Genomic DNA, 26,410 nt, shown 5'->3' with positions numbered 1-26,410 from the left:
AACTAGTCTATAAACACTATTGCCCTCGGACATTCGTTCTTCACACTCTTATCTGCGTTAAGATGATATAACTGTACCCTTCTAAGCTTATTAAAATCCCTTACTTTATTTAGATTATCAAGGACATGTTCCTCATTATACATACCGATATCTTCCTCATTATCGCCCATATATGTCAAAATAATTGTCTCAACATTCTTGAAATATTCAAGATCACTTACATCCTTAATATGGTAGTCCTTAAAATTGATTGATAAGAAGTTCATCTTCTTTAAATCCTTTTTCCAAATGATACCCTTGATAGGCTTCTCTCTTTTATGTGCCAGAGACATACGGTTTTTCCCCATAGTATCTCTTACCGCTCTAAGAAACTCCGTATCCTTAAAAAAAGCTATTCTGCTCACCACAATCATACATATTATTGTAAATATTCCCAAGTAAAATGATAATGTATAATTCATTTCCATATTTCCTTTCCGTTAAACTTCTTTGAAGCCTTACCATATTGTTTGTGTATTAAAAGGGCTCTATACTTTTCCTTATTGAAAGATTATAATCATTAGTGCCCAAATGCATAGATATCATATCCATCTTTTTCTTTATCTACATCATCCTTAATAAACTCACCCTCACCAATCGCAAATATTGATATTCCGACATTATTTTCATGAAAATCATCTACAGGTACTATTACCATAGCAATCTTTAAGCTTGATCTATATAATTCTCCCTCCTTAGGGTCTGCAAACTCTATAGTAGTATTAGCATATACCTCTTTATAGATTTTACCTCTATCTGATCTTGATTGATAATTATTATCTTCATTAAGCTTATACCTTATTATGGAAGACGGCCATGGCCATGACTTATTTTCTCTAATAATATAGTCTATCTTTTCATCAAAATGGTCTATCTTACTCCTTGCGTGTTCGGGAAACAGACTTGCTAAAAGCTCCCTATCATTAGTATTTAAAGCCTGTACTATCTTTTCAATATATTCATTAGCCACTTTTGCATCACCATATATATAATTATCTATTTTATCAGCGTCGTGTATATATCTTGCAGTTTCAACTACTGATTTACATCCTGTAAGTAAACTTAATATTAAAATACCCATCAACATTTTAATTTTCATCAGTTTGTATTTCCTCCTTTCCACATTTCTCCCTCAGCAAAATCAACCATTCATGCAATCATTAAGTTCTTAAACTATATTTAAATGTTTTATTAAAATTACGATCTGATATTACTTACCGTATTGTTTGTGTATTAACAGAACTCCTATGTATTTTCATAGGAGTTCTAAAGGATCTACCTACTGCTCTCTGTAGTCATAACCTCATCAGGATTGACAAAGTCAGCCCAAAACGGATTGTCTACCCACAGATAATATCCTCTGTTGCTGTCATCCATCGTAATCTGCCAAATTTCAGGTGAATACATCATAGAGCTGATACCTATCTCATCCGGATCCTCATCATCCTTGGCAACAACCTGAAGGTACATAAAATCTATATTACCACCATCTGTCTTTACAACATAATAAGTCTCAATCCTTTTTATTCCCTTTTCTTTGTCTTCTGTGAGTACCGGGAAATTTCTGTCATACTTGACACTCTTTGACTTTCCCTTATACCTCTTTAGCAGTAATGCAATCTTAAAGTCCATATCCTCTATGCTCTCTCTCGCATTCTTTGAAAACAGTGCCTTCAAAGCATCAGCATTTTGATTATCCAACGCAGCAATCACTTTGTCTTTATATTCTTTCTCCTCAGGCGGCTGCTTATCATTTTTTGTAATTTCACTCTTTGCACCGTCCACTGTATTTTTAACACTTGAGCAGGCTGATATTAAAAGGGCTGATACAATAATAAGAAATATTATTTTTTTCATACTTTTATATGCTCCTTACTTTGTATCTGATTCGAAAGATTATAGTCATTATCATATATATATTTCTTTGAATCAGTAATTTCATTTTTTAGTCCAGTCAATTCTTCATATCCTGTATCCAACAAAATCTTTAAATACCAGCAAATATATTTAAAGCTGTCTCCACTTCTTCCAATCCAATAATCATCAATATCTGTTAGAATACTCACTAAATCTTCCCTGCTTAAATTTAGCCTATACTTAAATACATTATAATTATTCTCCGCATTTACCATTCCGGCAATATTTGATTTAATTTCCATATTCTTATCTCCTATCATTAGTGTCCAAATGCATATATATCATATCCGTCCTTTTCTTTATCCACTTCATCCTTATTAAAATCACCCTCCCCAATAGCAAATATGGATATCCCTACATTGTTCTCATTAAAATCATCTACCGTAACTATTTCCATTCCAATGCTTAAATCAAATTTTTTATATTCATTCTCTTTCGGCTTTGCAAATTCTATAGTAGTATTAGCATATATAACCTTTTGTACTTTTCCCATGTCGGAACTTGATTGATAATTATTATCTTCATTAAGCTTATATCTTATTATCGAACCCGGCCAAATCTCATTCTCTCTAATAATATAGTCTATCTTTTCATCAAAATGGTCTATCTTACTCCTTGCATGCTCAGGAAACAGGCTTGCTAAAAGCTCCCTATCATTAGTATTTAAAGCCTGTACTATCTTTTCGATATATTCATTCGCCACTTTTGCATCACCATATATACAATTATCTATTTTACCGGCATCATGTATATATTTTACAGTTTCAACTACTGACGTACACCCCGTAAGCAGGCATGCTATTAAAAATAATATACTAATTTTAATTTTCATCAGTTTTTATTTCCTCCTTCCCATTTCATTACAGCATTGCGATGTACAAAATCAAGACACCAGTTATCATTTATTTTATCTACATTATGATCATCAAATTCTGCCGTATGTACAAACTGTTTCCACATAGACCTTTCTTCATCAAAGTCAACCATTCCTACCATTACTAAATCCTCAGCCTTTACATCTTGAAATCTTTTATCCGGATTAAACCCTGTTATCCACCACTGATATAAATCGTTAGCATCCCAATCTATTACCTGTGTTCCATCTTTTAGCCTTATATCCAAATTCATTTTAAGTTTACTCTTAGTATAGCAATCTACATTCCAGTCGTTACCTTTGTATATGCCTATTTCACCTCCGGCTCCAAAGTTAAAATAATCTCCTTTCCACATCCAAAGTGTAAACTCATCATCTCCATCTCCAAATTTAAACTTTCCTCTATTCATAGATGTAAGGGAATTAAATGCAAAATCATAAAAATTGTTATATCCCAAATGCATCTGCCAACAAAGACTCATTGCATGAATAACTCCTTTATCATCTTTATAAAAGTCAAAAATATTAAGTGCTATATCTGCAATACTACTCCTCGTCATTTCATTAAATGTATCACTGAACCCACTATCTTCAGCAAACTTTCGAAGACTCTTCATTTTACTTTGTGCATCTTTTGATATAGAATCTTTTTCAATGTCTGCAACTCTCTTTTCCCAATAATTATAACCCGAATTCACAATATCATCTAAAGCTTTATCCCAGTTAATGTATCCTAAACTACCCGTAACTATTTTATTTAAAGCATATATTCCAGGTAAGCTGGCACATAACCATAAGTCCAGCGCACCCTCAACCAAATACTTGCGTCTAAGTGCATTTGCTTCCGGTGATTCTCCTGTACTGTCAACAAATATCAATGGTGAATTATAGCAGTATGTATACTCGTTTTGGGTAAATCCATATCTTAGATCTCCCTTGATTTTATCCTTTCCAAGAAATCTTCCCATATTTTCATCGTACATTCTTGTAGCTGAAAGATAGTTTCCACTTATATCATCTACCATGAGACCGGCAAATCCGAAGTTCTTTGGTTTGCTTCCAAACACTTCTCCAAACTCTGAGTACTCAAAAAGCTCATCCCCTTCAAGTATTACACTTCCAAGTTCATCACATATGATATTGGTGCTGTTATCATCCTCCACCTCTGATATCAGTTGAATATCCCATACAAAACTTCTCTCATTTCCATCACTGTTTTGCCATAGTATATTATCAATCTTTTTTCTGATATCAATTACATAGCTTGTAGTGTGTGACTCGTTCCCATTGCTCTCTGTCTTACCGATTCTGTGACCAAGTCCGTCATATTCATAAGTAACAATATTTTTACCGGATATGACACTTATAAGTTGTCCCAATCCGTTGTATTTGTACTCTGTTTCAAGCTCACCATCGGAAAACTTCTTGATAAGATTTCCTCTCTTATCATACTCATACCTTTTTTGAATCAAACTGTTATTCTTAGCTATACGCTCTTCTGCGAGTTTTCCACCCTTATAGATGTATTTTGTGGTAATCACTTCATCTTTGAAATATTCTACTTTATCGGTTCTGTTTCCAAAGATATCATAGCTATATTCTCTTAGCACTTTACCGTCCAATACAACTTTTGTGATTCTTCCCACCTCATCATAAGAATAACTGTAATCCTTTACACTGCCATTCCTATTGATACTTATACCTGTCTTATTTCCTACCAAATCATATGCATAAGTATATTCCATATTGATTTTTTCATCACTGATATGAGTTATTTTTGTCGGACTTCCGATATCATTGTATTCATAGCATGTTTTGCTTCCATCACTATACTCTCTTGATTCAAGTCTGCCCAAACAGTCATAGGTCAACCTGATATGTTCATTTCCTGAAACAGTTTCTATAAGTCTACCTTTATTATCATAGTAATAGCCTACCTTTTTGCCGTCAGGATATACTATAGCCACAGTTCTTCCAAACTTATCATATTCGTAAGTAATACTGTGTCCGTCTGTAGTTAAAGCCTTTTTCACCAAGCCTTTCTTATCTCTTTCAAAGCTCATAGTTCCGAAGCTTCCTGATACGGCTTTCAAAAATCTGTTGCCGTCATACTCATAGTTTACATAATTTCCGTCAGAACATTTCATCGAAGTTAAAAGGCCTGCTTCATTGTACTTTAACTCTGTTTTAAAACTGTCTTCATCAATATTTTTCACCACTTGTCCAAGACTGTTGTAATCCATAGTTTTATAAGTACTGTCGGCATTTTCTATTTTAAATATTCTGCCCATATTGTTTCTATGATAGCATCTTGTCATACAGTCATTTTCATTATCTTTTTTGTACTGTCTTATTCCTACAAGATTGTACATTTTATCATAACTGTACTCACTTACCAGACCGTCACTGTCAACCACTTTTTCAAGTGTATTTCCTACACCATATTTAAAATAGTTTGTATTTCCGATGCTGTCTTTAATAGATGTTATATTTCCTTCATTATCATAGCTATAAGTATTTTCTCTACCGGTATCAGTCCTTATTCCGGATACTCTTCCCAAGTCGTCATAAGCATAATAAATCTTATTTTCCGTATTGCCCGCCAGTCGGCTTTCTTCTGTAGGTCTTCCAAGCTTATCATAATTATATATGTATTTTACATCATCACCTAAATTAACCGCTTTTACTCTGCCGTTCTGATTATATTCATAGCCTGATACATTGCCAAATATATCGGTATACTCCAATACCCTGTTCATAGAATCATATACAAAGCTTTCGCTGATATTATCATCCAAGGTTTGCTTTAGCACTCTTCCATATTCATCATATTCATATCTGATACTTCCGCTTGGCAGTGCTATCTCAACAAGTCTGTCTCCATCATAAACAAAATCAGACTTCACTCCGTCAGAAAATTCCTTACTGATGCACCTGTTTAACTTATCATATTTATAATTCTCACTTAGACCTGTTGGGTAAGTAACACTGACAATATTTCTATTGTCATCATAGGAAAATCTCTTCATACTTCCGTCAGGAGCAATCATTTTAGTCATATTGCCCCTCTTGTCATATTCAAATTTTTCCACTCCACCGGCTCGCTTTATCTGAGATATTCTTCTAATATTATCATATACATACTCTGTAGTATTTCCGTTTTTATCTTTTAGCCTTACTGGTAAATTTATATTATTGTACTCTACTTCATAGGTTTTCCCGTCAAAATCCTTTAATTTTGACACCTGCCTGTTTGCTGTATACTTATATGTTCTCTTCTCCCCAAAAGAATTTGTTACCTCTGTGATATCTCCAAGCTCATTATACTTATAAAGTCTTTTCCCTCCATTATTGTCTTCAATACTTACAACTCGATTCAACTCATCATATTCATATCCAACCATTTTGACTGTATCATTTGCTATCTCAGTTACATTTCCACTACTGTCATAGCTTATATTCATAACACTTTTATCCGGAGCGGTTATCTTTAAAGGTCTTGAGTTCTCATTGTAAACAATATCAAAGCTGTCTTTTGACTCATTAAATATTTCTACAGGATTTCCCTTCACATCATTGAATTGCTTCAGTCTTTCTTCACCGTTTACTTTGATACCGTTTAAATATCCTATACCGTCATATGAAAGCTCAACTACTATATTCTCCGGCAATTCTACTTTCGTAAGCTTTTTATCCGAATTGTATTCATATATTGTTTTATTACCTTTTCGATCTATGTCAAATATACATAGTCCGTCTTTATCAAACTCTCGAAGACTGCTGACTCCATTTTCAGTTATTTTTACAGTGCGATATCCCTCATCATGATAATAAACAATTTCAGACTCTCCGTTATTAAATGTTACACTGTTTTTATCATATTTAAAGGTAAGTTCCACGCCGTCAGCAAATCGTTGTGAAGTTATTCTTCCGTCTTTATCATATCTGTTTTCCAGAGTTACCTTGCCCTCATAATCAGTAAGTTTAGTTATAAATCCGTTCTCATACTCAAATGAAATACTCCTGCCTAATTCATTCTTTATACAGGATAAATTGTCATCCTTGTATGATAAATTGATGCTTCTTCCATTGCTGTCGCAAACCTCGACTACTTTATTATCTTCATACAGATATTCAATATACTCATTTGAATTACTTCTTTTACTGATAAGCCTTTCTCCATCATAAGCATAGGTAACAGTGTTTCCTTTTCCGTCATCTGTTTCTATCAGCTTACCGTCTATATCAAAGATATGCGTATCTCCCTCAAATATTTTAACTTCATACCTGTTACCAAGCTTTCGGAGTGTATCTCTATTTTCATTGATATTTATATAACTGCCTTTTTTATCTTTGATGAATACTTCTCTTCTGCCGTCGGAATATGTTATTTTAGCTTTTAATTCACTTATCTCAATCTTCATGTCAATATCTGAATAAAAGCCTACTCCAAGACTTGCATTATTTCTATCTATCGAATTATATGTAATATTAAATGCAATAGGGAACAATCCTTTTTGAGATAAGAATTCTCCTGCATATACATAGTTACCTGTAGACATATTGATGGGGTCTCCACCATATGCACATAATGTAATCTTTTCACCATTTACAGTAAGAATAAGATTACCGGCCTTCTTTTCATATTCATAATCTTTAAGCCCTTTTGCACCGAGCAGTGATACAATTTGTAAAAGATTATCCGCTTTTAAGTTCTCCCAAGATGCAGGGCCTTTTATTTTACTGATAGAAGCTGAGATGCTTTCTTCAAAACAGTCCACATAGGACTCATAATCTTCCAAAGCTGATATCAGTCCGTTTAACTTGTCCGTTCTGTCATCAATATCTTTTTTTGCACTGCTAATATCACCACATACATCTAAATTACTAAAATTAAGTGTAGACAGTTTTTCATCAACAATTTCAAGTGTATTCTTATATGAATAATATTCCCCTATTACATGCTTTATACAAGATTTTAATACTTCTATATAGTTATCTCTACGTACTACACTGTCACTTAATCCTGATGAATACGAACCTCCCACTACTCCTTCAATCCCTATTGCCTTATTATCTATATCGTTGACACCCGGTATTACCTGAGACTCTATAATATTTATCAATTCTTTGACACTTTCATTATAGCAGTTCAAGTTATTACTCCAAGCATCAGAATTTGTACTAAATTGATTAGCACTCTCTCCTGTCCAGTAATTAGCCAATAATTCTGTATACTCCGCTTTCACGTCATTACCGATTTTTTCCAAGTCATCACTTATTTTTTTAAATTTATTTAGTACTTCCTGCAACTTGGCTCTCTTTATTTCAAAATTTTCCATAAATCACCCCTAATCGTCATCTCTATGATGGTAATCATAATCCTCGTCTCTCATATCTTCCAATTCATCATTCAAATAATCTATTTCGTCCCTTAACCGACTGATAATATTTGATGTCTGCAACTCTATCTCTCTATGCATCTGACTTTCAGTTTCTGCAATATTCCCAATATTAAAAGGTGTCATATACATAGAATTATCTCCACCGATACTTGAAAGGTCGCTCCTTATAGTTGAGTCTATACCTCTCAAGCCTTCCATTTTAGTAATTGCAGCTCTAATCTTCCTGATATCCGTTCTGCATCGTCTAATATCCCCACATCTACAGCTCATATATATTCCTCCATCAAAATAATTTTAAACCAAAGGTATTTTTACCTTTTTAATATCTCCACCTTTGAATACAAATCCGGTTCCTATAACAAACTTATAATTTCTGATTACCGGCATACGGATAAATGACTGTTCATCAGGTATTCCAAGTACTACACCCGAATTGATATCCTTCAACTTCTTTGTAAGATCATCAAAACCACGAAGTTCATTCAGAGTCACAGCTTCAACTATGGAAATACCGTAGTCTAACAGCTTTGGAATGAGTTTTTCCAAGTCTGTCCTTATGTCTTTACACAGGTTGATAAATCTTTCTATATCGTCTACCACTATCACCACTTGTGTAAGTTCCATACAAAATTCTCTCAAACTCTTATCATTTTTTACTCTTTCATACTCACTTACCCTTCGATTCACCTCATCCTCAAGAAGCTTATAAAATGCACCTGAATCAGCTTCATTATTGAAGTAAAACTTGGCCATGTCCTTATACTCTCTGCCAAGTTCACTTCCGACGCTGTCACAAATGTATACCTCGGCTTCTTTTAGCTGTTCCAAAATCAATTTAAGTACATTGGTCTTTCCCGTGCCTTCCTTACCTACTACCATGTGGATATTGCCACATAATTCAAGGCTTTGCACTTCTATCTCATCTGTATCAAGTCCTATACCCGGTTTGTCTGCGCTGCCTGACAATACCATATCAACAGTTACAATCTCAGGCATTACCCTTATGCCGTCCGGCTTTTTACCGAGATTTGCCATGTTAAGCTCTTCTATAAGTGCTTCTATATTTTCAGTATAATTTTCAAGCTCTACAGGAGTGTAACACTGCATTATATTTACCTCATCAAGCTTTATAAGTGCTCTTCCCTTTATCTCAGGTAACTGATATTTGCTTCTTCCGACTATTCCCAGAACATCGGTTTTATCAAACAGATAGCCTGCAATCTTATTTTTGAAATTATTTAAAATAGAATATCTTATTGCTCCCTGTCTGGTAGCAGATACCGCCATATATATTCCGATTCCTGCACCGTCTCGGCTGAGTTTATTTATAAATCCTTCCAAATCTATACTTAGTTCTTTCACTACATCATAATTATCAATAAAGATAATTATTGCAGGCAGCTTTTCCGTAGATTTCTCATTATAATTGGAAAAGCTTATAGCATTTCTTTTTGCAAAGAGTCTTTTTCTAAGCTTTATCTCATCTTCCAACAGCTTAACAAGTTTGGTCAACTTCTCTTCATCTTCAAAGCTTATATAATCTGCTGTCTGTGGCAGATCTTTCAACTGAATAAGACTTGAGTTTCCAAAATCTAAAATATAGTAGTGCAAATTTTCTGTTCTATTTTTTAATGACAATGACATAGCAATATTTGCTAAGAAGACAGACTTGCCGACGCCTTGTGAACCGAATATCACAATATTTCCATCGACTAAAAAGTTATGAGAAAACTCCATCTGACTTTGATTTTCAGGCATATCTACTACACCTATATCCGCACTCATATCCGAATATACAACCTGATTTTTTATCATATCAATATTTATATGCGGATTTATCATTACTTCAGGCAATGGAGGTAACCATGTTCTGTCAATAAACACATGCTCCTCATCTTGATAGATGCTTTGAATATAATCAACCACTGCTGCAAGCTGTGTTGTTGTGGCTTTATTTTCCACAATATTTCTATCATCACTTATAAGCTCTTTTTGACCTAATTCATTTATTCTATAAATTCTCTTATCAAACCCTTCACCCTCCGTTTCTTCATCAAAGTATGCACCACTGAATGCCGACTGAAAAAGCTCATAAACCTCATTATTTCCTACTTGAAGATAAGCTCGTCCGGGATTGGTTATCTGTGCTGCATCCGGAGTTTTTATTACTTCTTTACTGTCCGCAGCGTCTTGGACTTTCAATGCCAGCTTAAACTTTGAGTTACTCCAAATCTGATCATCCACAATACCTGACGGTTTTTGAGTTGCCAATATAAGATGTACACCCAAACTTCTACCTATTCTGGATGCCGATACAAGCTCTGCCATAAATTCAGGCTGCTCATGCTTCAATTCAGCAAACTCATCTGAAATAAGCAAAAGATGTGGCAATGGAATGATTACTTTCCCTGCTTTATACAGCTTTGTGTATTCATTTATATTATTTACTCCGGCTTCATTAAATACTCTTTGTCTTCTTCCCAGCTCACTTTTTATTGAAACCAATGCACGCATACTTTCACTACCGTCCAAGTTTGTAATAGTACCAAGCAAATGCGGCAGATCCTTAAACAGATTTGCCATTCCTCCACCTTTATAGTCTATAAGCAAAAAGCCTATATCTTCCGGTGAAAAGTTTACTGACAAAGATAAAATCAAAGTCTGTAGTATTTCAGATTTTCCCGATCCTGTAGTACCTGCTACAAGTCCATGTGGTCCATGTGCCTTTTCATGCAAATTTAAAAACACTATATCATCCTTTGCCCTAACACCTATAGGTGTTGCCATAGACTTATAAATAGCGGCACTTTTCCATCTTTCTTTTATATTCAGATCATCCAGTATATTGATATTAAACATCTCAAAGAAGCTTATACTTTCCGGTATTTGGCTAAATACTCCTTTGACATGCTTAAGTGCCGCAAGTCTCCTTGCCTGCTTTTCCATATCGATATTTTTCATATCATATAGCTTTATATCCTTATCCATAAGGAAATTTTGGTTTAAAACTATCTTTGCATACTCATTTCCATCTACCTTAATAACAGTTTTGATATAATCAGGCAAACTTTCCTGCTTCCTTGCGCTGTATATAAGAGAAAATCCAAGTCTTTCTCCACTCATCTGCAAATACTCCATCACACTGTGATTAACAACCAATGACGGTTCATCCAGTATAAGTACAAAATGAGGTAAGAATTTTACATCCTTTCTTTCCTCCTCTGTTTTCAACTTTCTTTCTTTTAAAATAGTTGTAAGTGATGCCAAAACCAACTCTGCATGATTTCCTGTGGAAATCAATGTACTTACATTCACACCATGTAGCCTAAAATGTGGATACCAGAACAGGTCTGAAAGCTGTTTCATTCCGGCATCATTTGTTATAAGGATAATTTCCATATCATGATAACTGTGAAAGAAGCACAATTCGCTTACTATCGCCTTTTGTATCTCATAAATATATTTCCTCTCACCTATCAAACCCAAATGTGTCTTTTTAAGATCTATAATATATGGAAGATTTTCTATTGTGGAAAATGTTTTACCTAATTCCCGCATCTCCTCATATAGAGTCTCACCTGCATTATCCATATTTTCTTCATACTTTATCTTAAAAGATGGGCTCATATCTGAAGTTCCTACTGAAATATTCAAAAAATCCGCATCATTACTGTCTCTTTCATAAATCCTGTTTGAATATTTATCACATAGTAATTCTATACATCTTATATCAGGATAGTTAAACCTTAGAGATTCTATTTGTTTTTTTCTTAATCCTGATAAAATTCCTCTTCTATTCAGTAAATATTTATTATAATTATTTACCCTTTCTTCTTCCTGCTCTTTCCTATCTTTAGTACTTTGTATTCCTGTAACTATGGATACTATTATTGTAGCAACCATCATTCCGGCAGACATTAATATAAATATACCTCTTTTTAAAAGTATACCCACTCCAACTGTAATGGCTAATGTCAGAAATGGAGCTGCAATTCTTTTAAATATAGCATTCCTGTCTTTGGCAGGCTTACTTGGCGGTTTCTTTACTTCTACAGATTCAGTCGATATTTCCATATATATTCTCGGTGACCTTCTATACTCTATCCCAAGCTTTCTATATGGATTTATATTCAAAGACTGTATTAACTTTATTTCTAATGTATTACCTGTTATAGATATATGGTCACTGTAATAATCAATTTTTATTCCCGGAATAAATATAGTGTCACCATCATGAATAGTATTTTTTTCAAAAATGCATAATGCTCCATTTACATATGCTTTCCCGTATATCGTTCTTAAAATACCTTCTTCGATAACAATTAGAACCTTTTCTCTATTCTCCAAAACAATATCACAAAAGCTGTCCGTACCTATTTTTAACATATTTTGACTATGTTTATAATCTATTGTTTTTTCTGAATCCAATAAAGTAAATCCGATATTCTTGCAAACTTTATTCATACCATAGTTAATTGCAAGCTCATTTGCATCACTTTCTGTAATATTATCTTTATGGTATGAAATCTCAATGCATTTTTTATCATTATAAAGAATTAGGGTATTCATTCTTGCTTAGGTTCCTCCATTGATTCGCTCAATTCTTTTATTTTTTTATCAAGATCATTTATAGCATCTACTTTTTCTTCTCCTGTTATAGTGACATCTGCTTTTAAATAAGCACTATGCTTAATATATGTGAAAAGTAAAAATTCATTATTTCCAATTTTTTTTGCTATATCCTCCGCAACTGCAAAATCACATCTTCCCAGCGCTATCCAAAAATCAAGTATATTTATATCGATATTTATATCTGTATACTCAAGTAAATTGTCTCTTTGCTCAGTTGTCAAACCTTCCGTAAATATATAGGATCTTGCCAATATATACTTTACATCCTTAGAAAGCTTTTCTATCTTTATATCCTGTAAAGTATCTTCAACTTTTATGTAGTCGGAACTTATATAACTTCCATACGCACTTATTATCTTATCCCTATATGGCAATCTTACATATTGCAAAAAAATCCCATATACGAGTATAGCCGCTCCAATAATCATAGTGATCGGTATCAAGTACTTCATTTTCTTATATTCAGATTTTTTTACAAGAATCTTTGTTTCGGTATTTACCTTTTTCTCTTTCAAGTACCTTTCAAGCAATTCATCCCTCAGACTTTTCACATCTTCTACTTTTTTTAAAAAGCTCTTTTCCGGCAATTTTACACTTCCCGTAATGTATTGTTCAAATGTATACTTTTCATAGAGAATATATGCTGATAATGCTTTATATGATGCATAAAAGTCGGAATTCCCAAACTCAGTTTTCTTATCTCTTACAAGTACTTTTGGCACAAGATTTATATCAAATACAAGATTTGAGGGTGCTATGCTGAATGAATATTCCTCAGTAAGCTCTTCCATATCAGCTACATTTACTAAAAGTCTGTATTTATCTTCCTTGCTAAGTTTATCTAAAGAATCAAAACTGTATATTCCATCACTACAAAATCTAAAAATGCATTCATCATCTGTTTCTTCTATTTCACAATTCAGTAAATGCTTGTTCTTATTTGCTAAAAGAAATCTTATCTCTTTTTCAATATTCAAATCTATATTTTTTACTCTGATTTCTATATCTCTATCCTCTGCCATATTATCTCCTCACTGCTACCAGCCTGTCTCCATTTTTTATTTTCTCTTCTTCCAATGTTTTATATGCACTCACCATTCTTTCTTGCATACATGAAAGATAATAATCCGGTAAAAAATCTTTTTCTGTCATGAAAATATTTTCTATTATGTCATTTATACTTTGCTTGCAGTTCATACTCAAATCCACTTTAACCTCATCTATCTGTAGTGTAAAATCAATGTGCATATTTCTTCCTCTTTCCGGTTTTTATTGCAAAAATAAGCCCCAAAATACCCATAAATACCAGGAACAATACAGCAGTTACAGGACTCATTGTTTTTTCATCAGTATATGTCAAATTATAATATTTTGTTTTTGAAGTAAAAATATTCAGTTCACTCATCTTTAATCTTACAAGCTCATCAGGCGACTTTTCATCACTTACAGTAAATGTCAAATTATCTATAATCTCACTATACTTCCTATTCTTCTCATTCTCTCTAAATTCAAATTTCAGTCTGCTCTCCTTTGTCAAAATATCAATACCCGGATATTGATCAGTCAAAGCTACTCCGCTACTTTGATCTCTTACCTTTAAAACATCTGTATCTAAGTCCAGTTGCATAAATTTTCTCCTCCTATATCAATTATTTTATCATCCGTTGCTTTTATTAAAAAGCCCATACATTTATATCTTTAATGAACTAAAATGATTTAGCTTATAATATAAATGTATGGTGCACTTGATTTTTTACTTATATCGTCTATCAACCTATCTACAATTAGTGTATTATTTGCTATCGTTTTTTTCATATCTCTCTTTTACTTCCCGGCTATGCCGACACATAAAATCCCACTATTTCTAAATATGCAAAAAGCCCATGCATCTATATCTTAATAAACTAAAATAATTTAACTTATCAATAACATAAATGCATGGGCTATAGAACTACTACTTACTTAAACTTACTTGCAATTTCCTCATCCAGTGCCTGAGTTGCATCTGCCACGTCATCACATTGCTTTGCAATATCAAGTATCAACTGATCCATTTGATTGAATGACGGTTGTAATGATTCGAACTGAGCTGCAAAGCTTTCACTTGCCGCTCCTTCCCACTCACCCTGCAATGTGTTTATCAGATTTCTCATAGTGCTTATTACTCTTGAGTACTCTGACTCCGCATTTCTAAACTCGCCTGCTCTTGCATGCATCTGCTCCGGGGTAATCCTAATCTGTCCTGCCATAATGACCTCCTATATTTGGTTTTGTTAAAACTACTTTAGCACATTTTTAAATATTTTTCAATAAAAATATAAAAATTAATATTTTTTTATGTGCTGTATTAATAATTTATTACATAATATATCATCATTTTATACATGTCACCTTGTATTTATTTACCTATTATGCATAAATCTAATCCTCCTTTTCCGTCTTATTAAATAAAGCATTTAATACCATTGCGACCAATAAAATAAAGCTGATTCCTCCTACGGATATTGCCCCTTTTAGATATCGATTATCCATCATATTACTCTTTTTAGTTCCAGGATTATACATATAGTCACTTTTTACTTCTATATTACTGTCATCATTTGGTGCTATCTCTACAGGACTTGATATAAAGTTATATGCATCCTTATTTCCTATACTGCCCAGCCTTGTATATGAAAGCTTATCTGAAAAATCATTCATAAGCTCTCTGTTTTCTGACTTAGTACTTTCCTTTTTACTTCTAAGCTCATTTACAACATCTATCACGTTCTTCATTGTAGTGTCGTAGGCTTTACCTATACTTTCATCATACATTCTGATATTTTCATCACTTACTCTCATGATGTCATAAACCTTTTTCTCATCATCCGTCTGCTTATCTCTAAACTCGGATAATACCATACCGGTACTTCTCTCAAGTTCATTTGCAGCTCTTGACATATAACTGTCATTAAGATGTGTGTATGGATTGTAGTCATCCAGCAAATCTATATACCTTCTTTGTACATCATTAAAATCTCTTATCTTTTCATTTATCTCTGCCGACATATTTGATACGGAATTATCTATTACATCTTCTATATCATTTCTAAATGCATCATTCAGTTCCTCTATCGGGAAATTCAATGTTGTTTTTATTGTATTAAAATCTGTTTCAGCCGCTGTATTCAATCCCGTCAAATATGTATTTGACCCGATAAAAGGATTCATTGTTATATTAAATGTAGGCACAATATTATCCGTCATACTGTTTATTGCATTGGACATTGTTGCCGTATTTATATTTTCACGCATGATTGCATCTGATGCGGTAGCAAGCTTTGAGAGAAGATACTCACTCTCCTCTGTATCCATAACGAGTTCATGCATTATCACATTTTCGATATATCGCCTCATAAGCTCCATACCGCTTCTTTGTATATTTTGATACTCCTGTTCAAAAATTCTTCTATAACTGTTTTCTATGATGCTGCTTATTTCGAGATTAATTCGACTACGTAGTGCGTTTGACTCGGAAGCAAGATGCACATTTGCCTCTTCCTGCAAGGTATTCTTTGTCTGTTCATTCTGTCTCTTAAATATCTCATCAAACATATTAAAAGATGAATTTAACCTGTCATTATGACCGCTTAATAGTCGTTCAATATTTGTAAGTCCGTGTGAATATACACTGTTTCCGGAATTATCCCTCAGTGGTGTAAGACTTTCAAAAAATCTTCCAAAACTGTCTGTACCTGTTCTTACTTCTTCCCCTTCTCTCTTTATATTATCAAAGTTTCTTTCATTTTCTTCCTTGGCTTCTCTTAGTTCCCTTGAAAACGAATCAACTATATTTTCATTTTCTACATTATACTTGTCCAAATCTATGTCTGAAGGCTTAAAATCTATATTATTTTCTTTAATATTCTCATATCTGCCCAATAAACTTTCAGGCGATATGCTGTTAATATTATCAAGATCTATACTGTCATTCCTTAATATCACCTTGGTATTGTCTTGAGCTCTGTGATACTCATCCAATATTGCACTCACATATATAAATGTTATATTTTCACTTACAACAGATGCGAATGAATTTATATCGTTTACGATACTTGCAAGTGATGCGTCATTATTATCCGCATTAACCGTATAATTTATTGTGGCCTTTTGTGGATCACTGTTTATACTCTCTATTGCCTTTGAAAATGTAGCCGGTATTACTATGTATGCACCATACTTTCCTGATTTTAATCCGTTTCTGGCATCGTCCAATCCTGTCATGTAAAAATGTTCATTCGGAAGTGTTATTATCTTCCCGGCATAGTATGCTTTCTTTCCTTTTAACTTTACTCCGTCATCCAGGTTAACTACAGCTATATCTTTAGTGGACACCACTTTATATGACTTATCGCTTTCAATAATCTGATAATTATTAGCTGTACTGATGTTTTGTGGAATCTCTGTATTGGCAATAGATCCGAGAACTATACCGCTACATAGCATACATACACTTAACGCTACCGCCATAAGCTTCGTTGACTTTAAAATTCTCCCCATATACCATCCTCCAAGTCTATGTTATTTATTCCATGTCATCTGCTATATTCTTTTCTGACTTAAATAAATTTGCCGAATCTTTAAGTAGATTGTCTATAATATTTCTATGCACGTCTATCTCTTTTTCAACTTCTCCTGCTTGTGCAACCCATTTATTAAGCGATTCTTCAAATCCGGTTCTTCCAGAACCTCCCCACTCACTTATACTTGTGGATTTCATCTTTGTAGCTATATACTTTACTTGTGTTTCTACCTTTTTAAGATTTTCAACATATTTTGTTACAGTATCATATATCAATTCGTTTTTTAGATAGAGGTCTGTTTCTTTGTTATCCATAACTAACCCTTCCTTTTACCTATCTTACCTGCTATTTTTTCATCCTGTTCCTTTGTAAGTCTCACGGCATCTCTTCCTTTTGCAACAAGATCTTCTAACTCAATCCTTAGCTTTATCATATGACTATGTAGTTTTAGATAGCTGCTTTCAAAGGATTCTTTACTCGAACCTGACATACTCTCACTTAATACTCTATTCTGCTCTCTTATCTCAGACATAAGTTCTTCTATATCACTGTTGGCATTCTCTATAATATTAAGTAACAATTCTATATTTGAGTATTTCCATACTATCTGTGTCTTACCCAACTTAATCCTCCTTAATCGTCATCATCATGTGCATGAAACCAGTCATCTTCTCTTTCCATTCTCAATATCTTATTTTCAAGATTTGATAAACTGTTATTTATATGACTCTTATATTTTCTGATATCATCCTCTTGCACAGTAACAGTATTCTCGATTCTCTGTTTAGCGCTGTTATACTCATCTTCTAATAAGAAGATTGCAATACCCATGGTATTTATTATATCCCCATACCTGTTTCTAATTTCATTGTAGCGATTCTCAGTATCACATATTCTGTCCAGCATATCACGCATTACTGCCCTATCACGTTCCGCAGCGGCTATATCATTGCATCTACACGCCATATCACTTTCCTCCATACATACCGGCTACAAACTTAGCCTCCATAATCTCGCACGAATTGTAGTAGTTTATGACTCTTTCTTTGAATATTTTTCTGGTTTTATTGTTTTTTTCTATAGAGTCCTTTATATCCGTCCATTCTCTAACACTTACTCTCCAAAAACTCAATCTCCTTAAACTATCTGCGATATCTTCCATTTCCGGCAGTATCCTACCCTCCACTAAATCGTTCATTTCATCAAGTATATTCACAAGTTCTTTTGTTTTGGAATAGTTTATTGCTACTGTTCCAAGGTCGGAAGTACCGTATGCCTTACATTTATTATATTCTTCTATTTCTCTTTTTTCATATAAATCCGACTCACTATACTTATAATACTCCTTCCAATACCTATCAAAGCTATCTTTTATCCACCCCCGTAACTCATCTACTCTGTCTAAAACAAATTTTTTTATTAATTCAGGCGTTTTATCTCCATAGTCAAGACTGTCATATGCTTTTCCTAAGTCTTTTATCCATACATTTTTATCACCAAATTCATCCACTATATATCTTACGAAATCTTCTCCCTCTTTTTCAGTTAACGTCTCACCGATTATATTACCTAATATCGTAATACCGTTCCCAAAGCTTTCAACAACATCAGCCATATCTATAACTGTTTCAACCCGACTTATCAAAAAACTCGGATTAACCGATGTTATCGGTTCACGCACATACCCGTACTGTAGAAATGACATACCTGTAACAGCTGCATCTTCCCTGTCTTTTTGATTTATCTTCATAAGTTTTTCACTTATTTTTGCTATGAACTTTCCGAATGCACCCTGCTCCGATACCTGCGCTATCTTTCCGGTTTTTACATCTATCATAGCTGTAGGCAAGTGGTTCCACAATAAATCTATGATACTTTCCTGTTTTATCTCCGGTACAAAGTATATTCTGTTTTCTACTTTTATTACAGATACCCCCAAAACATTTACATAATCATTATTAGCATGAAATCCATACATTTTATCCTGAATCTTAGCAAATTCCTCAGGTCCAAGAGTTTTTTTCATATATCTTACAAACTCAGGTGAAAAACCTTGACCGTCTCCACTTATACATCTGTCTATTACATCTGAGTATACCATAGTCACAAGTGTGGCCTCGTTGCCACCTTTAGAGTGACCTGTTACATACACCTTGTCATATTTTTCAAAAACTCCACTCTTTTTTAATGATTCCATATAATCCAATGCTTCTTCCTGCATCGGTGATGTATATTTTTTTAACTCACCATCAAATATCCCATTTATTTTTTCCGTAGTTGAATAATCAGTTTTACCAAAATCCGGTGCTACCTTGTTTCCTATAGCTCTTGCTATGTCTTCCATTACTCTAATTGAATTTTCTTTTATATTTTTTGTTATATATATTCTCGATTCATTTAAAAAAAAGTCCGATACAGCAAGTGGTGCATGACGTAACATCTTTGTATCTGCTTTTATCTTTGTCCAAGCTATACCTAAGTTAGCGGCAATTGCATATGGGTCTAAGTCCTCGACAAACGCTTTTGCATTATCAATCCACGATCTGGCAGGTGTTCCTCTAAAAGATATATATACCTGATCATCTCTTTCAAATGTACAAGCTTGCATTCCTTCAGGATCATGATCTTTTTGCTTATCACCATCTCTGTCTTCCCAGCTCATATTTGAAATTCTCGCTTTACCCAGTTCAGGTCTATCTTTTAGGATTGCCTCTATTGCCGGGAGATTTTCGGCTATGGCTTTTTGAGCAGCTTCTATTTTTTCCCTTTCATCTTTTTTTAGACTATCTTTTATTTTATCCCATTCCTTTTCCTTCATTACAGTTTGATTAACTATATCAATTATATTATATTTATCTTTTATACCTAACTTGTCCAATGGTAAATACTGTATAATATCGTACAATGCTTTTTCTTGTAAGTCTTTATCTGTAGGTCTTTCACTTACCATAGTCCTTGTCTCCTTCCAATATATCTATATCTTTCAACCATGTTTTATCTACATTATCATAAATGCCTAAAATTCTATAATAAAGCTTGAGCCTATTAAACGTATAGTCTATCAATCTTTCTTCAAATTTATCCAAGTCTTCTTCTGTAATATATGTTACCATCAAACTATTTGTCTGCAAATTTTTATCTACAAATATCTCACATACCTTTCTAAAATCTTCTTCTATATTTTCAGCATTTTTATCTGTGAAAATACAAGTAGTATAGTCACTATTACTTACATATGTCATTATATCTGTATCTTTGTTAAAGCTGTCATCCAGTGAAAACCCCCATGGTTGTGTATACACCTTACACTCTCCATATATAGGTTTTACAAGCTCATATATATACTTCTCAAGCTCATCTTTCTTTAGGTATCCTACATAGTTATCACTAAAGTAAGTTAGCCCATTTTTACTATAAACTTCTACTACTGCATGCCACTCAGGTTTTGCCTTTGGGTGAACATATATACCATTGTCAACTATATACTCACCTTCAAACTTTTCTCCGTATTTTTTCTGCATATAATATTCTACTGCATTCATATAATCTTCTCTTGTCAGCATCAAAATCCTTACTCCTCTTTTTACCAGTACATCTCTAAGAAATACCAGTCCCACTATAAAAACTATTATTAAAAGAATACCTCTTATTGCTTCTTCATTCTGACTTAGTCTTCTTTTTTTCATTCTAATCCCTTAAATTTAAAAATGCCCATGTATTCATTTATCTTAATAAACTAAATAATAACTTATAGATAACATAAATACATGGGCTACAAAACTAACTTCTACTTAAATTTACTTGCAATCTCTTCATCAAGTGCCTGAGTTGCATCTGCCACGTCATCACACTGCTTTGCTATGTCCAGTATTAACTGATCCATTTGATTGAATGAAGGCTGTAATGACTCAAACTGTGCTGCAAAGCTCTCACTTGCTGCACCTTCCCATTCACCCTGCAATGTGTTTATCAGATTTCTCATAGTGCTTATTACTCTTGAGTACTCTGACTCCGCATTCCTAAACTCACCTGCTCTTGCATGCATCTGTTCCGGCGTAATCCTAATCTGTCCTGCCATAGAAGTGTCCTCCTTGTTTTTTTTTAAGAACAATTGTATTATACTACTTGATTTGTATAATTTCAATAATACATACGGCATACTTCCATTTTTTTTATTATTTTTTTATATTTGCAAAGACATAACAAATAATTACTTCAACTTTTTGTAATATTTTATATATAGTTATATTTTTTGTGCAAAACTTTATGGTGCAAAATTTATTCACTTAATCATCATTATGTGCATGAAACCGTTCATCTTCTCTTCTCATTCTTGATATCTTTGCCTCAAGCGATGATATTTTATCATTTATATAGTTCTTATAATTTCTAATCTCATCCTCTTGTTTTATTATCCTGTTTTCCACCCTTGTTTTCATCATTTCAAATTCATTATTTTGCAAATATATTGATAAGACCATGGTACTTATAATCTCTATACAACTATTCTTAAGTTCATTATAATAAATTTCACTATCACAGATTCTATCAAAATATCTTCTAAAACTTCTCTTTCCCTCTCAGCACATCTTATATCCTCACATCTACATGACATATCAATTCACTCCGTTCATACTTGATCCAAACTTTGATTCCATACTTTCACAAGTATTGTAGTAGCCTATAATTCTTTCTTTAAGCCTCTTCCTTTTATCATTCGCCTTCTTTATAGATCTGAGTATATCATCCCAGTCTCTTGTATTTACATTTACAAAACTAATACTTTTTAGCCTATCTGATATATCCTCCATTTCAGGCACAAGCCTTCTCTCAACCAAATCATTGGCTTCATCCAGCATACTTACTAATTCCCTTGTCTTTGAATAGTTTATTGCTACTGTACCCAGGTCAGCTGTTCCGTATACTTCGAATTTCGATGGATTGTACATCGCCATTTCCATTTCAAAATACGCATCAATAAGCATTTGTTGTCCTTCCACCATTTTGCTAATACTTTCTCTAAGAAGGTTTTCTATATCTTTTATAGGATCTTTTAATATATCATTTATACCAGATATCCTATCTGCTAACTCTTCATCCATGTCATATAATGCATTTAGGTCCTCAACAACAGCATTCTTTTGTTTGAATTCACTATCCAAATATCTTATAAGATCTTTGCCTTCTTTCCTACCCAATAGCTTTATAAGTCTCGGTATAATAAGTGAAAATCCCCTTGGCATATTAACAATTGCATCTATCTCTTCACGAAATGAATCATTTCCACTATCCGGGCCACTTTTGGCATGAAAACGTTGTGCAAACCACATAATTGTAACTCCAACGCTTCTCCTATCCTCCATATCCATATCCATCCATTCTTCATTAAATGCATTAAGAAAATTTCCTACTGGTCCTCTTACCGTCAGTTCTCCAGGCTTTCCTGTCTCTTCATCAATCATACCGATAGGATAATGATTATATATAATGTCAGATATCTTTTCATGTGGTATATATGGAATATAATATAATCTGTTTTCCGGCGGCATGAAATGCACACCCCAAATGTTTACATAATCATTATCCCCTCCATAACCATATGTCTTACTTCCAACTTCATTCAAAACGTCCTCACCTAACATTTCCTTAACCATAGTTATAAATTCCGGAGAAAAGCCCTGACCACAAGCACTTATACATCTGTCTACCTTATCACTGTTAAATAAAGTAAATACCATTGCTGCATTCCCTCCTTTTGAATGCCCGGTTACGTATACTTTCTTTTCCTTATCGAAAATGCTTTGACTTCCATCCCTTGGTTTTCTTATATCATTTCCGTATTTAACTGCAAGTTCTTGGTCCTTTGACATATAATCAAAGATATCTTCTTCTTTACCGATAATACTTTTCAATGAATTTACTACACTTTTCTCAATTTTGTTTTCAATATCACTTGTAAATTTTTTCACCTTCTCTTTTATTGGATTATTTGGTATTGGTGGCGTATAGACTACCGGACATGTAATTTCTAACATATCTCTTGTAGTTGACACTATAGTTGACATTGTATCCCATATATCTGAATCTCTGCCATATGCTTGTCCGTTATCCAACCAAGCTCCTTTTGGTGTCCCTCTGAAAGATACATATATATGATCATCCAACTCAAATGTGCAGGCTTGCATACTATATACAGAATAGTCAGGCTTCCCATCTCCATCATTATCTTTCCAACTCATATTGGAGATTTTGGCTTTACCAAGTTCAGGTCTATCTTTTAGGATTGCCTTTACCGCAGGAAGATTTTCTGCTATGGCATTTTGGTAGCCTTCTTCTAATCCATCTGCCTCTTGTTCAATAATTTTAATTATCGAATTTATGTCTAAATTCTTATCTATTTCCATCTTACTTAGTGGCAGATACTGTATAATATCATATAATATTTTTTCTTGTAATTCATTTTCTGATATTATATTATTTCCCATACTCTTCATCTCCTTCCGTTACGTATATTTCTCCATCATATGAATGTTTTTTTCTATCGTATACTACGGTCAAACTTTTGTAAAACTTTTCAGAATTGAATAATCTATCTAAATATATTTCTTCCAAATATTGTAAATCCTCTTCTTTCAAGTATGTTACAACCAATCTACCTCCACATATTTTTTTATTTGACAGAATATTACATATATCAACAAGCTTTTTCTCTTCATCCACTCTATTACTGCATACAAATATACGAATAATAAAGTTTGATTTTTTAGCATACATAAATATATCTGTATCTCTTAAAAAACTATCATCATCCGGAAAACCATATGGATGTGTATACACCTTACACTCCCCATATATAGGTTTTACAAGCTCATATATATATTTCTCAAGTTCTTCCTTCTTAAGATACCCTACATAATTGTCATGGAAATAAGTCATTCCATCCTTAGTTTCAACATCTACTACTACATGCCAGTAGGGATTTGACTTTGGGTGAACGTACACGCTACCTTCATATATATACTCACTTTCAAACTTTTCTCCATATTTTTTCTGCATATAATACTCTGCTGCATTCATATAATCTTTTCTTGTAAACATCACTATACTCACTCCTCTTTTAACCAATACATCCCTTATAAATATTATTGCTGATATTGATGCAATTATTATCAATATTTTTAATAATATACTTCTTATATTATTTTTTACTTTTTTCTTCATAAATGCATAATCCCTTCAACCAAAACATTTTTTATCTTGTCTATATATTAAATTGTAGTAGTATTATTTTTACACTTTTTATTATACATATATGGAATCAATCTATAAATACTCTTGCATTTGGGCAGGCTGCCTTCACATCACTATTTATCTTCAAATGATATAGCTGAACTCTTCTCAATTTTTTAAATTTTTTCACCAAATATAAATTATCAAGTATATTCTCTTCCTCATATATGCCTATGTCTTCCTCATTATCACCCATATATGTAAGTATAATAGTTTCAACATTCTTAAAATATGCTAAATCAGTGATATCTTTCACATGATAGTCCTTAAAATTTATAGAAATAAAATTTAATTTCCTCAAAGACTTTTTCCATATAATACCCTTTATAGGCTTTTCTCGTCTTTTTGCCAAAGACATACGCTCTTGCCCCATAGTGTCTCTCACAGCTCTCAAAAATTCTTCATCTTTAAAAAAAGCTATTTTGTTTAATACAATCATACATATTAGAACAATTATTCCTAAACAAAATGATTCTGTATAATTCAAATCTGAATCTCCTCTCTATCTAACATTCACTCATATTCCTTTACTGTCATGGTACTAAAAATCTTCCGGATAATTCCGCCTATAGCTTTTTCTCTTCTCTTTTTTATCATTCTTCCGGCCCCCTTGTTGCGCCATTAATATCTTTGATTTTTCGCCTGCAATACCATACACCCTCTAATCAATAAAGACCTTGGCATTTGGAAACATTGCTTTAATGTCTTCATTTACTTTCAAATTCTCTATACATATCCATTCTAACTTCTTAAAGTTTTTTATTTTATATATATTATCAAGTACATGCTCATCCTCATATATACTTGTATCACCCTCATATTCATGTGAATAACATAACATCAGTTGCTTTAAATTTTTAAACTTTTTCAGGTCGCTTACATCTTTTACTTTATATTCCCTAAAATCTATTGACACGTCCTCTAATTTCTCTAAATCCTTTTTCCAAATAATCCCAATTATCGGCTTATCTCTCTTGTCTATAAATGACATTCTATATGTATACTTTGTATCCCTAACCGCTCTCTCAAACTCCTTATCCTTAAAAAATGCTATTTTGTTTAATAAAAAGCCGCATATAACCATACACATAGCCATAATTATATATAACTTGTATTTTTTTCTCATTATCTTTTCCTCTCTACCGCACTTCTAGGGGTTATATTGTAGGATGTCATATAATACTTTTTCCTGTAATTCATATTCTGTCGGTCTATTATTAGTTGGCATAATCTTCATTTCCTTTCAATATATCTATATCTGTAAATCTTTTTTCAACATTATCATATACTGCATCTATTCTATAAAAAAACTTTTCCGAGTTATGTATATAGTCAATATATTGTTCTCTTAAATTCTTAAAATCATTTTCCGCAATATATGTTACTAAAATCGCATTGCTTAATAATTTTTCATCTTCAAATTTATCTAGCAATATTTTAAATTTCTTTTCAATATTTGATGCATCATCGATTGTCATTATCTCCGTAGTGTAATTACCCTTTTCGGCATACATCTTCATATCTGTATCTTTGTTCCAATTATCATCTAATCCAAAACCATGTGGCTCTATAAATACCTTGCACTCCCCATATATTGGCTTTGCCAACTCATATATATACTTTTCAAGTTCCGCTTTCTTAAGATATCCCACATAATTATCATGGAAATAAGTCATTCCGTCTTTATTTTC

Annotated in this window: 24 protein-coding genes and 1 pseudogene; all 25 read right to left on the bottom strand. The window is 33.0% G+C overall.

Annotated elements, in window-relative coordinates; genetic code table 11:
- Positions 1-2: 2 nt before the first annotated feature.
- Positions 3-461 carry a hypothetical protein gene (locus tag HMPREF1135_RS12650; protein WP_007595797.1) on the bottom strand — a complete coding sequence of 153 codons (459 nt, stop codon included), beginning with the start codon at positions 459-461 and terminating at the stop codon, positions 3-5.
- A gap of 98 nt (positions 462-559) precedes the next feature.
- The gene (locus HMPREF1135_RS12645) at positions 560-1,138 is read right to left on the bottom strand and encodes a DUF5104 domain-containing protein (protein ID WP_007595795.1); all 579 of its coding nucleotides are present in this window, start codon (positions 1,136-1,138) and stop codon (positions 560-562) included.
- A gap of 176 nt (positions 1,139-1,314) precedes the next feature.
- On the bottom strand, positions 1,315-1,896 hold the full coding sequence (locus HMPREF1135_RS12640; protein ID WP_007595792.1) for a DUF5104 domain-containing protein: 582 nt from the start codon (positions 1,894-1,896) through the stop codon (positions 1,315-1,317).
- Positions 1,893-2,198 (bottom strand): hypothetical protein, encoded by a 306-nt coding sequence (locus HMPREF1135_RS12635; RefSeq protein WP_034243215.1) that lies wholly within the window; start codon positions 2,196-2,198, stop codon positions 1,893-1,895. The genes HMPREF1135_RS12640 and HMPREF1135_RS12635 overlap by 4 nt, the downstream gene beginning before the upstream one ends.
- A gap of 17 nt (positions 2,199-2,215) precedes the next feature.
- Entirely contained in the window at positions 2,216-2,788 is a 573-nt protein-coding gene (locus HMPREF1135_RS12630; RefSeq protein WP_007595789.1) for a DUF5104 domain-containing protein, read from the bottom strand.
- A complete protein-coding gene (locus tag HMPREF1135_RS12625; RefSeq protein WP_007595788.1) occupies positions 2,788-8,172 on the bottom strand; it encodes a DUF6531 domain-containing protein in 5,385 nt (1,794 codons plus the stop codon). Before HMPREF1135_RS12625 ends, HMPREF1135_RS12630 begins: the two co-directional genes overlap by 1 nt.
- A gap of 9 nt (positions 8,173-8,181) precedes the next feature.
- Positions 8,182-8,505, bottom strand: coding sequence for a hypothetical protein (locus tag HMPREF1135_RS12620; RefSeq protein ID WP_007595787.1), 324 nt, complete (start codon positions 8,503-8,505; stop codon positions 8,182-8,184).
- Between the two features lie 24 nt (positions 8,506-8,529).
- Positions 8,530-12,804: a type VII secretion protein EssC gene (gene essC, locus HMPREF1135_RS12615; protein ID WP_007595786.1), complete on the bottom strand. Its 4,275-nt coding sequence runs from the start codon at positions 12,802-12,804 to the stop codon at positions 8,530-8,532.
- Positions 12,801-13,889, bottom strand: coding sequence for a type VII secretion protein EssB/YukC (locus HMPREF1135_RS12610; RefSeq protein ID WP_007595785.1), 1,089 nt, complete (start codon positions 13,887-13,889; stop codon positions 12,801-12,803). Before HMPREF1135_RS12610 ends, essC begins: the two co-directional genes overlap by 4 nt.
- Position 13,890: 1 nt before the next feature.
- Positions 13,891-14,115 carry a hypothetical protein gene (locus HMPREF1135_RS12605; protein WP_007595784.1) on the bottom strand — a complete coding sequence of 75 codons (225 nt, stop codon included), beginning with the start codon at positions 14,113-14,115 and terminating at the stop codon, positions 13,891-13,893.
- Positions 14,105-14,494 (bottom strand): hypothetical protein, encoded by a 390-nt coding sequence (locus tag HMPREF1135_RS12600; RefSeq protein ID WP_007595783.1) that lies wholly within the window; start codon positions 14,492-14,494, stop codon positions 14,105-14,107. The genes HMPREF1135_RS12605 and HMPREF1135_RS12600 overlap by 11 nt, the downstream gene beginning before the upstream one ends.
- 331 nt (positions 14,495-14,825) lie before the next feature.
- On the bottom strand, positions 14,826-15,116 hold the full coding sequence (locus HMPREF1135_RS12595) for a WXG100 family type VII secretion target (protein WP_007595772.1): 291 nt from the start codon (positions 15,114-15,116) through the stop codon (positions 14,826-14,828).
- 172 nt (positions 15,117-15,288) lie between these two features.
- Complete coding sequence (locus HMPREF1135_RS12590; RefSeq protein WP_007595782.1) at positions 15,289-17,406, bottom strand: hypothetical protein; 2,118 nt, start codon at positions 17,404-17,406, stop codon at positions 15,289-15,291.
- Positions 17,407-17,431: 25 nt separating this feature from the next.
- Positions 17,432-17,743, bottom strand: a complete 312-nt coding sequence (locus HMPREF1135_RS12585; RefSeq protein WP_007595781.1) for a hypothetical protein — start codon at positions 17,741-17,743, stop codon at positions 17,432-17,434.
- Between the two features lie 2 nt (positions 17,744-17,745).
- Positions 17,746-18,051, bottom strand: coding sequence for a WXG100 family type VII secretion target (locus tag HMPREF1135_RS12580; protein ID WP_007595780.1), 306 nt, complete (start codon positions 18,049-18,051; stop codon positions 17,746-17,748).
- An 11-nt stretch (positions 18,052-18,062) separates the two neighbouring features.
- Positions 18,063-18,395 carry a hypothetical protein gene (locus HMPREF1135_RS12575; protein ID WP_007595779.1) on the bottom strand — a complete coding sequence of 111 codons (333 nt, stop codon included), beginning with the start codon at positions 18,393-18,395 and terminating at the stop codon, positions 18,063-18,065.
- A gap of 1 nt (position 18,396) precedes the next feature.
- Positions 18,397-20,379 (bottom strand): Mbeg1-like protein, encoded by a 1,983-nt coding sequence (locus HMPREF1135_RS12570; RefSeq protein ID WP_007595776.1) that lies wholly within the window; start codon positions 20,377-20,379, stop codon positions 18,397-18,399.
- Entirely contained in the window at positions 20,369-21,115 is a 747-nt protein-coding gene (locus HMPREF1135_RS12565; protein ID WP_007595775.1) for a hypothetical protein, read from the bottom strand. Before HMPREF1135_RS12565 ends, HMPREF1135_RS12570 begins: the two co-directional genes overlap by 11 nt.
- 101 nt (positions 21,116-21,216) lie before the next feature.
- Positions 21,217-21,507: a WXG100 family type VII secretion target gene (locus HMPREF1135_RS12560; RefSeq protein WP_007595772.1), complete on the bottom strand. Its 291-nt coding sequence runs from the start codon at positions 21,505-21,507 to the stop codon at positions 21,217-21,219.
- 208 nt (positions 21,508-21,715) lie between these two features.
- On the bottom strand, positions 21,716-21,910 hold the full coding sequence (locus HMPREF1135_RS14230; protein ID WP_007595752.1) for a hypothetical protein: 195 nt from the start codon (positions 21,908-21,910) through the stop codon (positions 21,716-21,718).
- A 135-nt stretch (positions 21,911-22,045) separates the two neighbouring features.
- Entirely contained in the window at positions 22,046-23,914 is a 1,869-nt protein-coding gene (locus HMPREF1135_RS12550) for an Mbeg1-like protein (RefSeq protein WP_007595750.1), read from the bottom strand.
- A complete protein-coding gene (locus HMPREF1135_RS12545) occupies positions 23,904-24,650 on the bottom strand; it encodes a hypothetical protein (protein ID WP_007595749.1) in 747 nt (248 codons plus the stop codon). Before HMPREF1135_RS12545 ends, HMPREF1135_RS12550 begins: the two co-directional genes overlap by 11 nt.
- 97 nt (positions 24,651-24,747) lie before the next feature.
- Positions 24,748-25,206: a hypothetical protein gene (locus HMPREF1135_RS12540; protein WP_007595742.1), complete on the bottom strand. Its 459-nt coding sequence runs from the start codon at positions 25,204-25,206 to the stop codon at positions 24,748-24,750.
- A gap of 174 nt (positions 25,207-25,380) precedes the next feature.
- Positions 25,381-25,845, bottom strand: a complete 465-nt coding sequence (locus HMPREF1135_RS12535; protein ID WP_007595741.1) for a hypothetical protein — start codon at positions 25,843-25,845, stop codon at positions 25,381-25,383.
- Positions 25,846-25,936: 91 nt separating this feature from the next.
- Positions 25,937-26,410: pseudogene (locus tag HMPREF1135_RS12530) on the bottom strand (hypothetical protein); the annotation flags it as partial.

Source organism: Lachnoanaerobaculum sp. OBRC5-5, assembly GCF_000296385.1.
In the GTDB taxonomy this organism is placed as follows: Bacteria; Bacillota; Clostridia; order Lachnospirales; family Lachnospiraceae; genus Lachnoanaerobaculum.
Note: the sequence above shows the minus strand (reverse complement) of the source record. Positions and strands in the feature narration are given on the sequence as shown.

Bases quoted from the DNA above. Each gene is read 5' to 3' on its own strand.
- HMPREF1135_RS12535 (WP_007595741.1), bottom strand. From the start codon at position 25,845: ATGAGAAAAAAATACAAGTTATATATAATTATGGCTATGTGTATGGTT.
- HMPREF1135_RS12565 (WP_007595775.1), bottom strand. From the start codon at position 21,115: ATGAAAAAAAGAAGACTAAGTCAGAATGAAGAAGCAATAAGAGGTATT.
- HMPREF1135_RS12605 (WP_007595784.1), bottom strand. From the start codon at position 14,115: ATGCACATTGATTTTACACTACAGATAGATGAGGTTAAAGTGGATTTG.
- HMPREF1135_RS12650 (WP_007595797.1), bottom strand. From the start codon at position 461: ATGAATTATACATTATCATTTTACTTGGGAATATTTACAATAATATGT.
- essC (WP_007595786.1), bottom strand. From the start codon at position 12,804: ATGAATACCCTAATTCTTTATAATGATAAAAAATGCATTGAGATTTCA.
- HMPREF1135_RS12560 (WP_007595772.1), bottom strand. From the start codon at position 21,507: ATGGCAGGACAGATTAGGATTACGCCGGAACAGATGCATGCAAGAGCA.
- HMPREF1135_RS12630 (WP_007595789.1), bottom strand. From the start codon at position 2,788: ATGAAAATTAAAATTAGTATATTATTTTTAATAGCATGCCTGCTTACG.
- HMPREF1135_RS12645 (WP_007595795.1), bottom strand. From the start codon at position 1,138: ATGAAAATTAAAATGTTGATGGGTATTTTAATATTAAGTTTACTTACA.
- HMPREF1135_RS12570 (WP_007595776.1), bottom strand. From the start codon at position 20,379: ATGGTAAGTGAAAGACCTACAGATAAAGACTTACAAGAAAAAGCATTG.
- HMPREF1135_RS12625 (WP_007595788.1), bottom strand. From the start codon at position 8,172: ATGGAAAATTTTGAAATAAAGAGAGCCAAGTTGCAGGAAGTACTAAAT.
- HMPREF1135_RS12600 (WP_007595783.1), bottom strand. From the start codon at position 14,494: ATGCAACTGGACTTAGATACAGATGTTTTAAAGGTAAGAGATCAAAGT.
- HMPREF1135_RS12585 (WP_007595781.1), bottom strand. From the start codon at position 17,743: ATGGATAACAAAGAAACAGACCTCTATCTAAAAAACGAATTGATATAT.
- HMPREF1135_RS12610 (WP_007595785.1), bottom strand. From the start codon at position 13,889: ATGGCAGAGGATAGAGATATAGAAATCAGAGTAAAAAATATAGATTTG.
- HMPREF1135_RS12620 (WP_007595787.1), bottom strand. From the start codon at position 8,505: ATGAGCTGTAGATGTGGGGATATTAGACGATGCAGAACGGATATCAGG.
- HMPREF1135_RS12595 (WP_007595772.1), bottom strand. From the start codon at position 15,116: ATGGCAGGACAGATTAGGATTACCCCGGAGCAGATGCATGCAAGAGCA.
- HMPREF1135_RS14230 (WP_007595752.1), bottom strand. From the start codon at position 21,910: ATGGTCTTATCAATATATTTGCAAAATAATGAATTTGAAATGATGAAA.
- HMPREF1135_RS12640 (WP_007595792.1), bottom strand. From the start codon at position 1,896: ATGAAAAAAATAATATTTCTTATTATTGTATCAGCCCTTTTAATATCA.
- HMPREF1135_RS12545 (WP_007595749.1), bottom strand. From the start codon at position 24,650: ATGAAGAAAAAAGTAAAAAATAATATAAGAAGTATATTATTAAAAATA.
- HMPREF1135_RS12550 (WP_007595750.1), bottom strand. From the start codon at position 23,914: ATGGGAAATAATATAATATCAGAAAATGAATTACAAGAAAAAATATTA.
- HMPREF1135_RS12590 (WP_007595782.1), bottom strand. From the start codon at position 17,406: ATGGGGAGAATTTTAAAGTCAACGAAGCTTATGGCGGTAGCGTTAAGT.
- HMPREF1135_RS12575 (WP_007595779.1), bottom strand. From the start codon at position 18,395: ATGGCGTGTAGATGCAATGATATAGCCGCTGCGGAACGTGATAGGGCA.
- HMPREF1135_RS12635 (WP_034243215.1), bottom strand. From the start codon at position 2,198: ATGGAAATTAAATCAAATATTGCCGGAATGGTAAATGCGGAGAATAAT.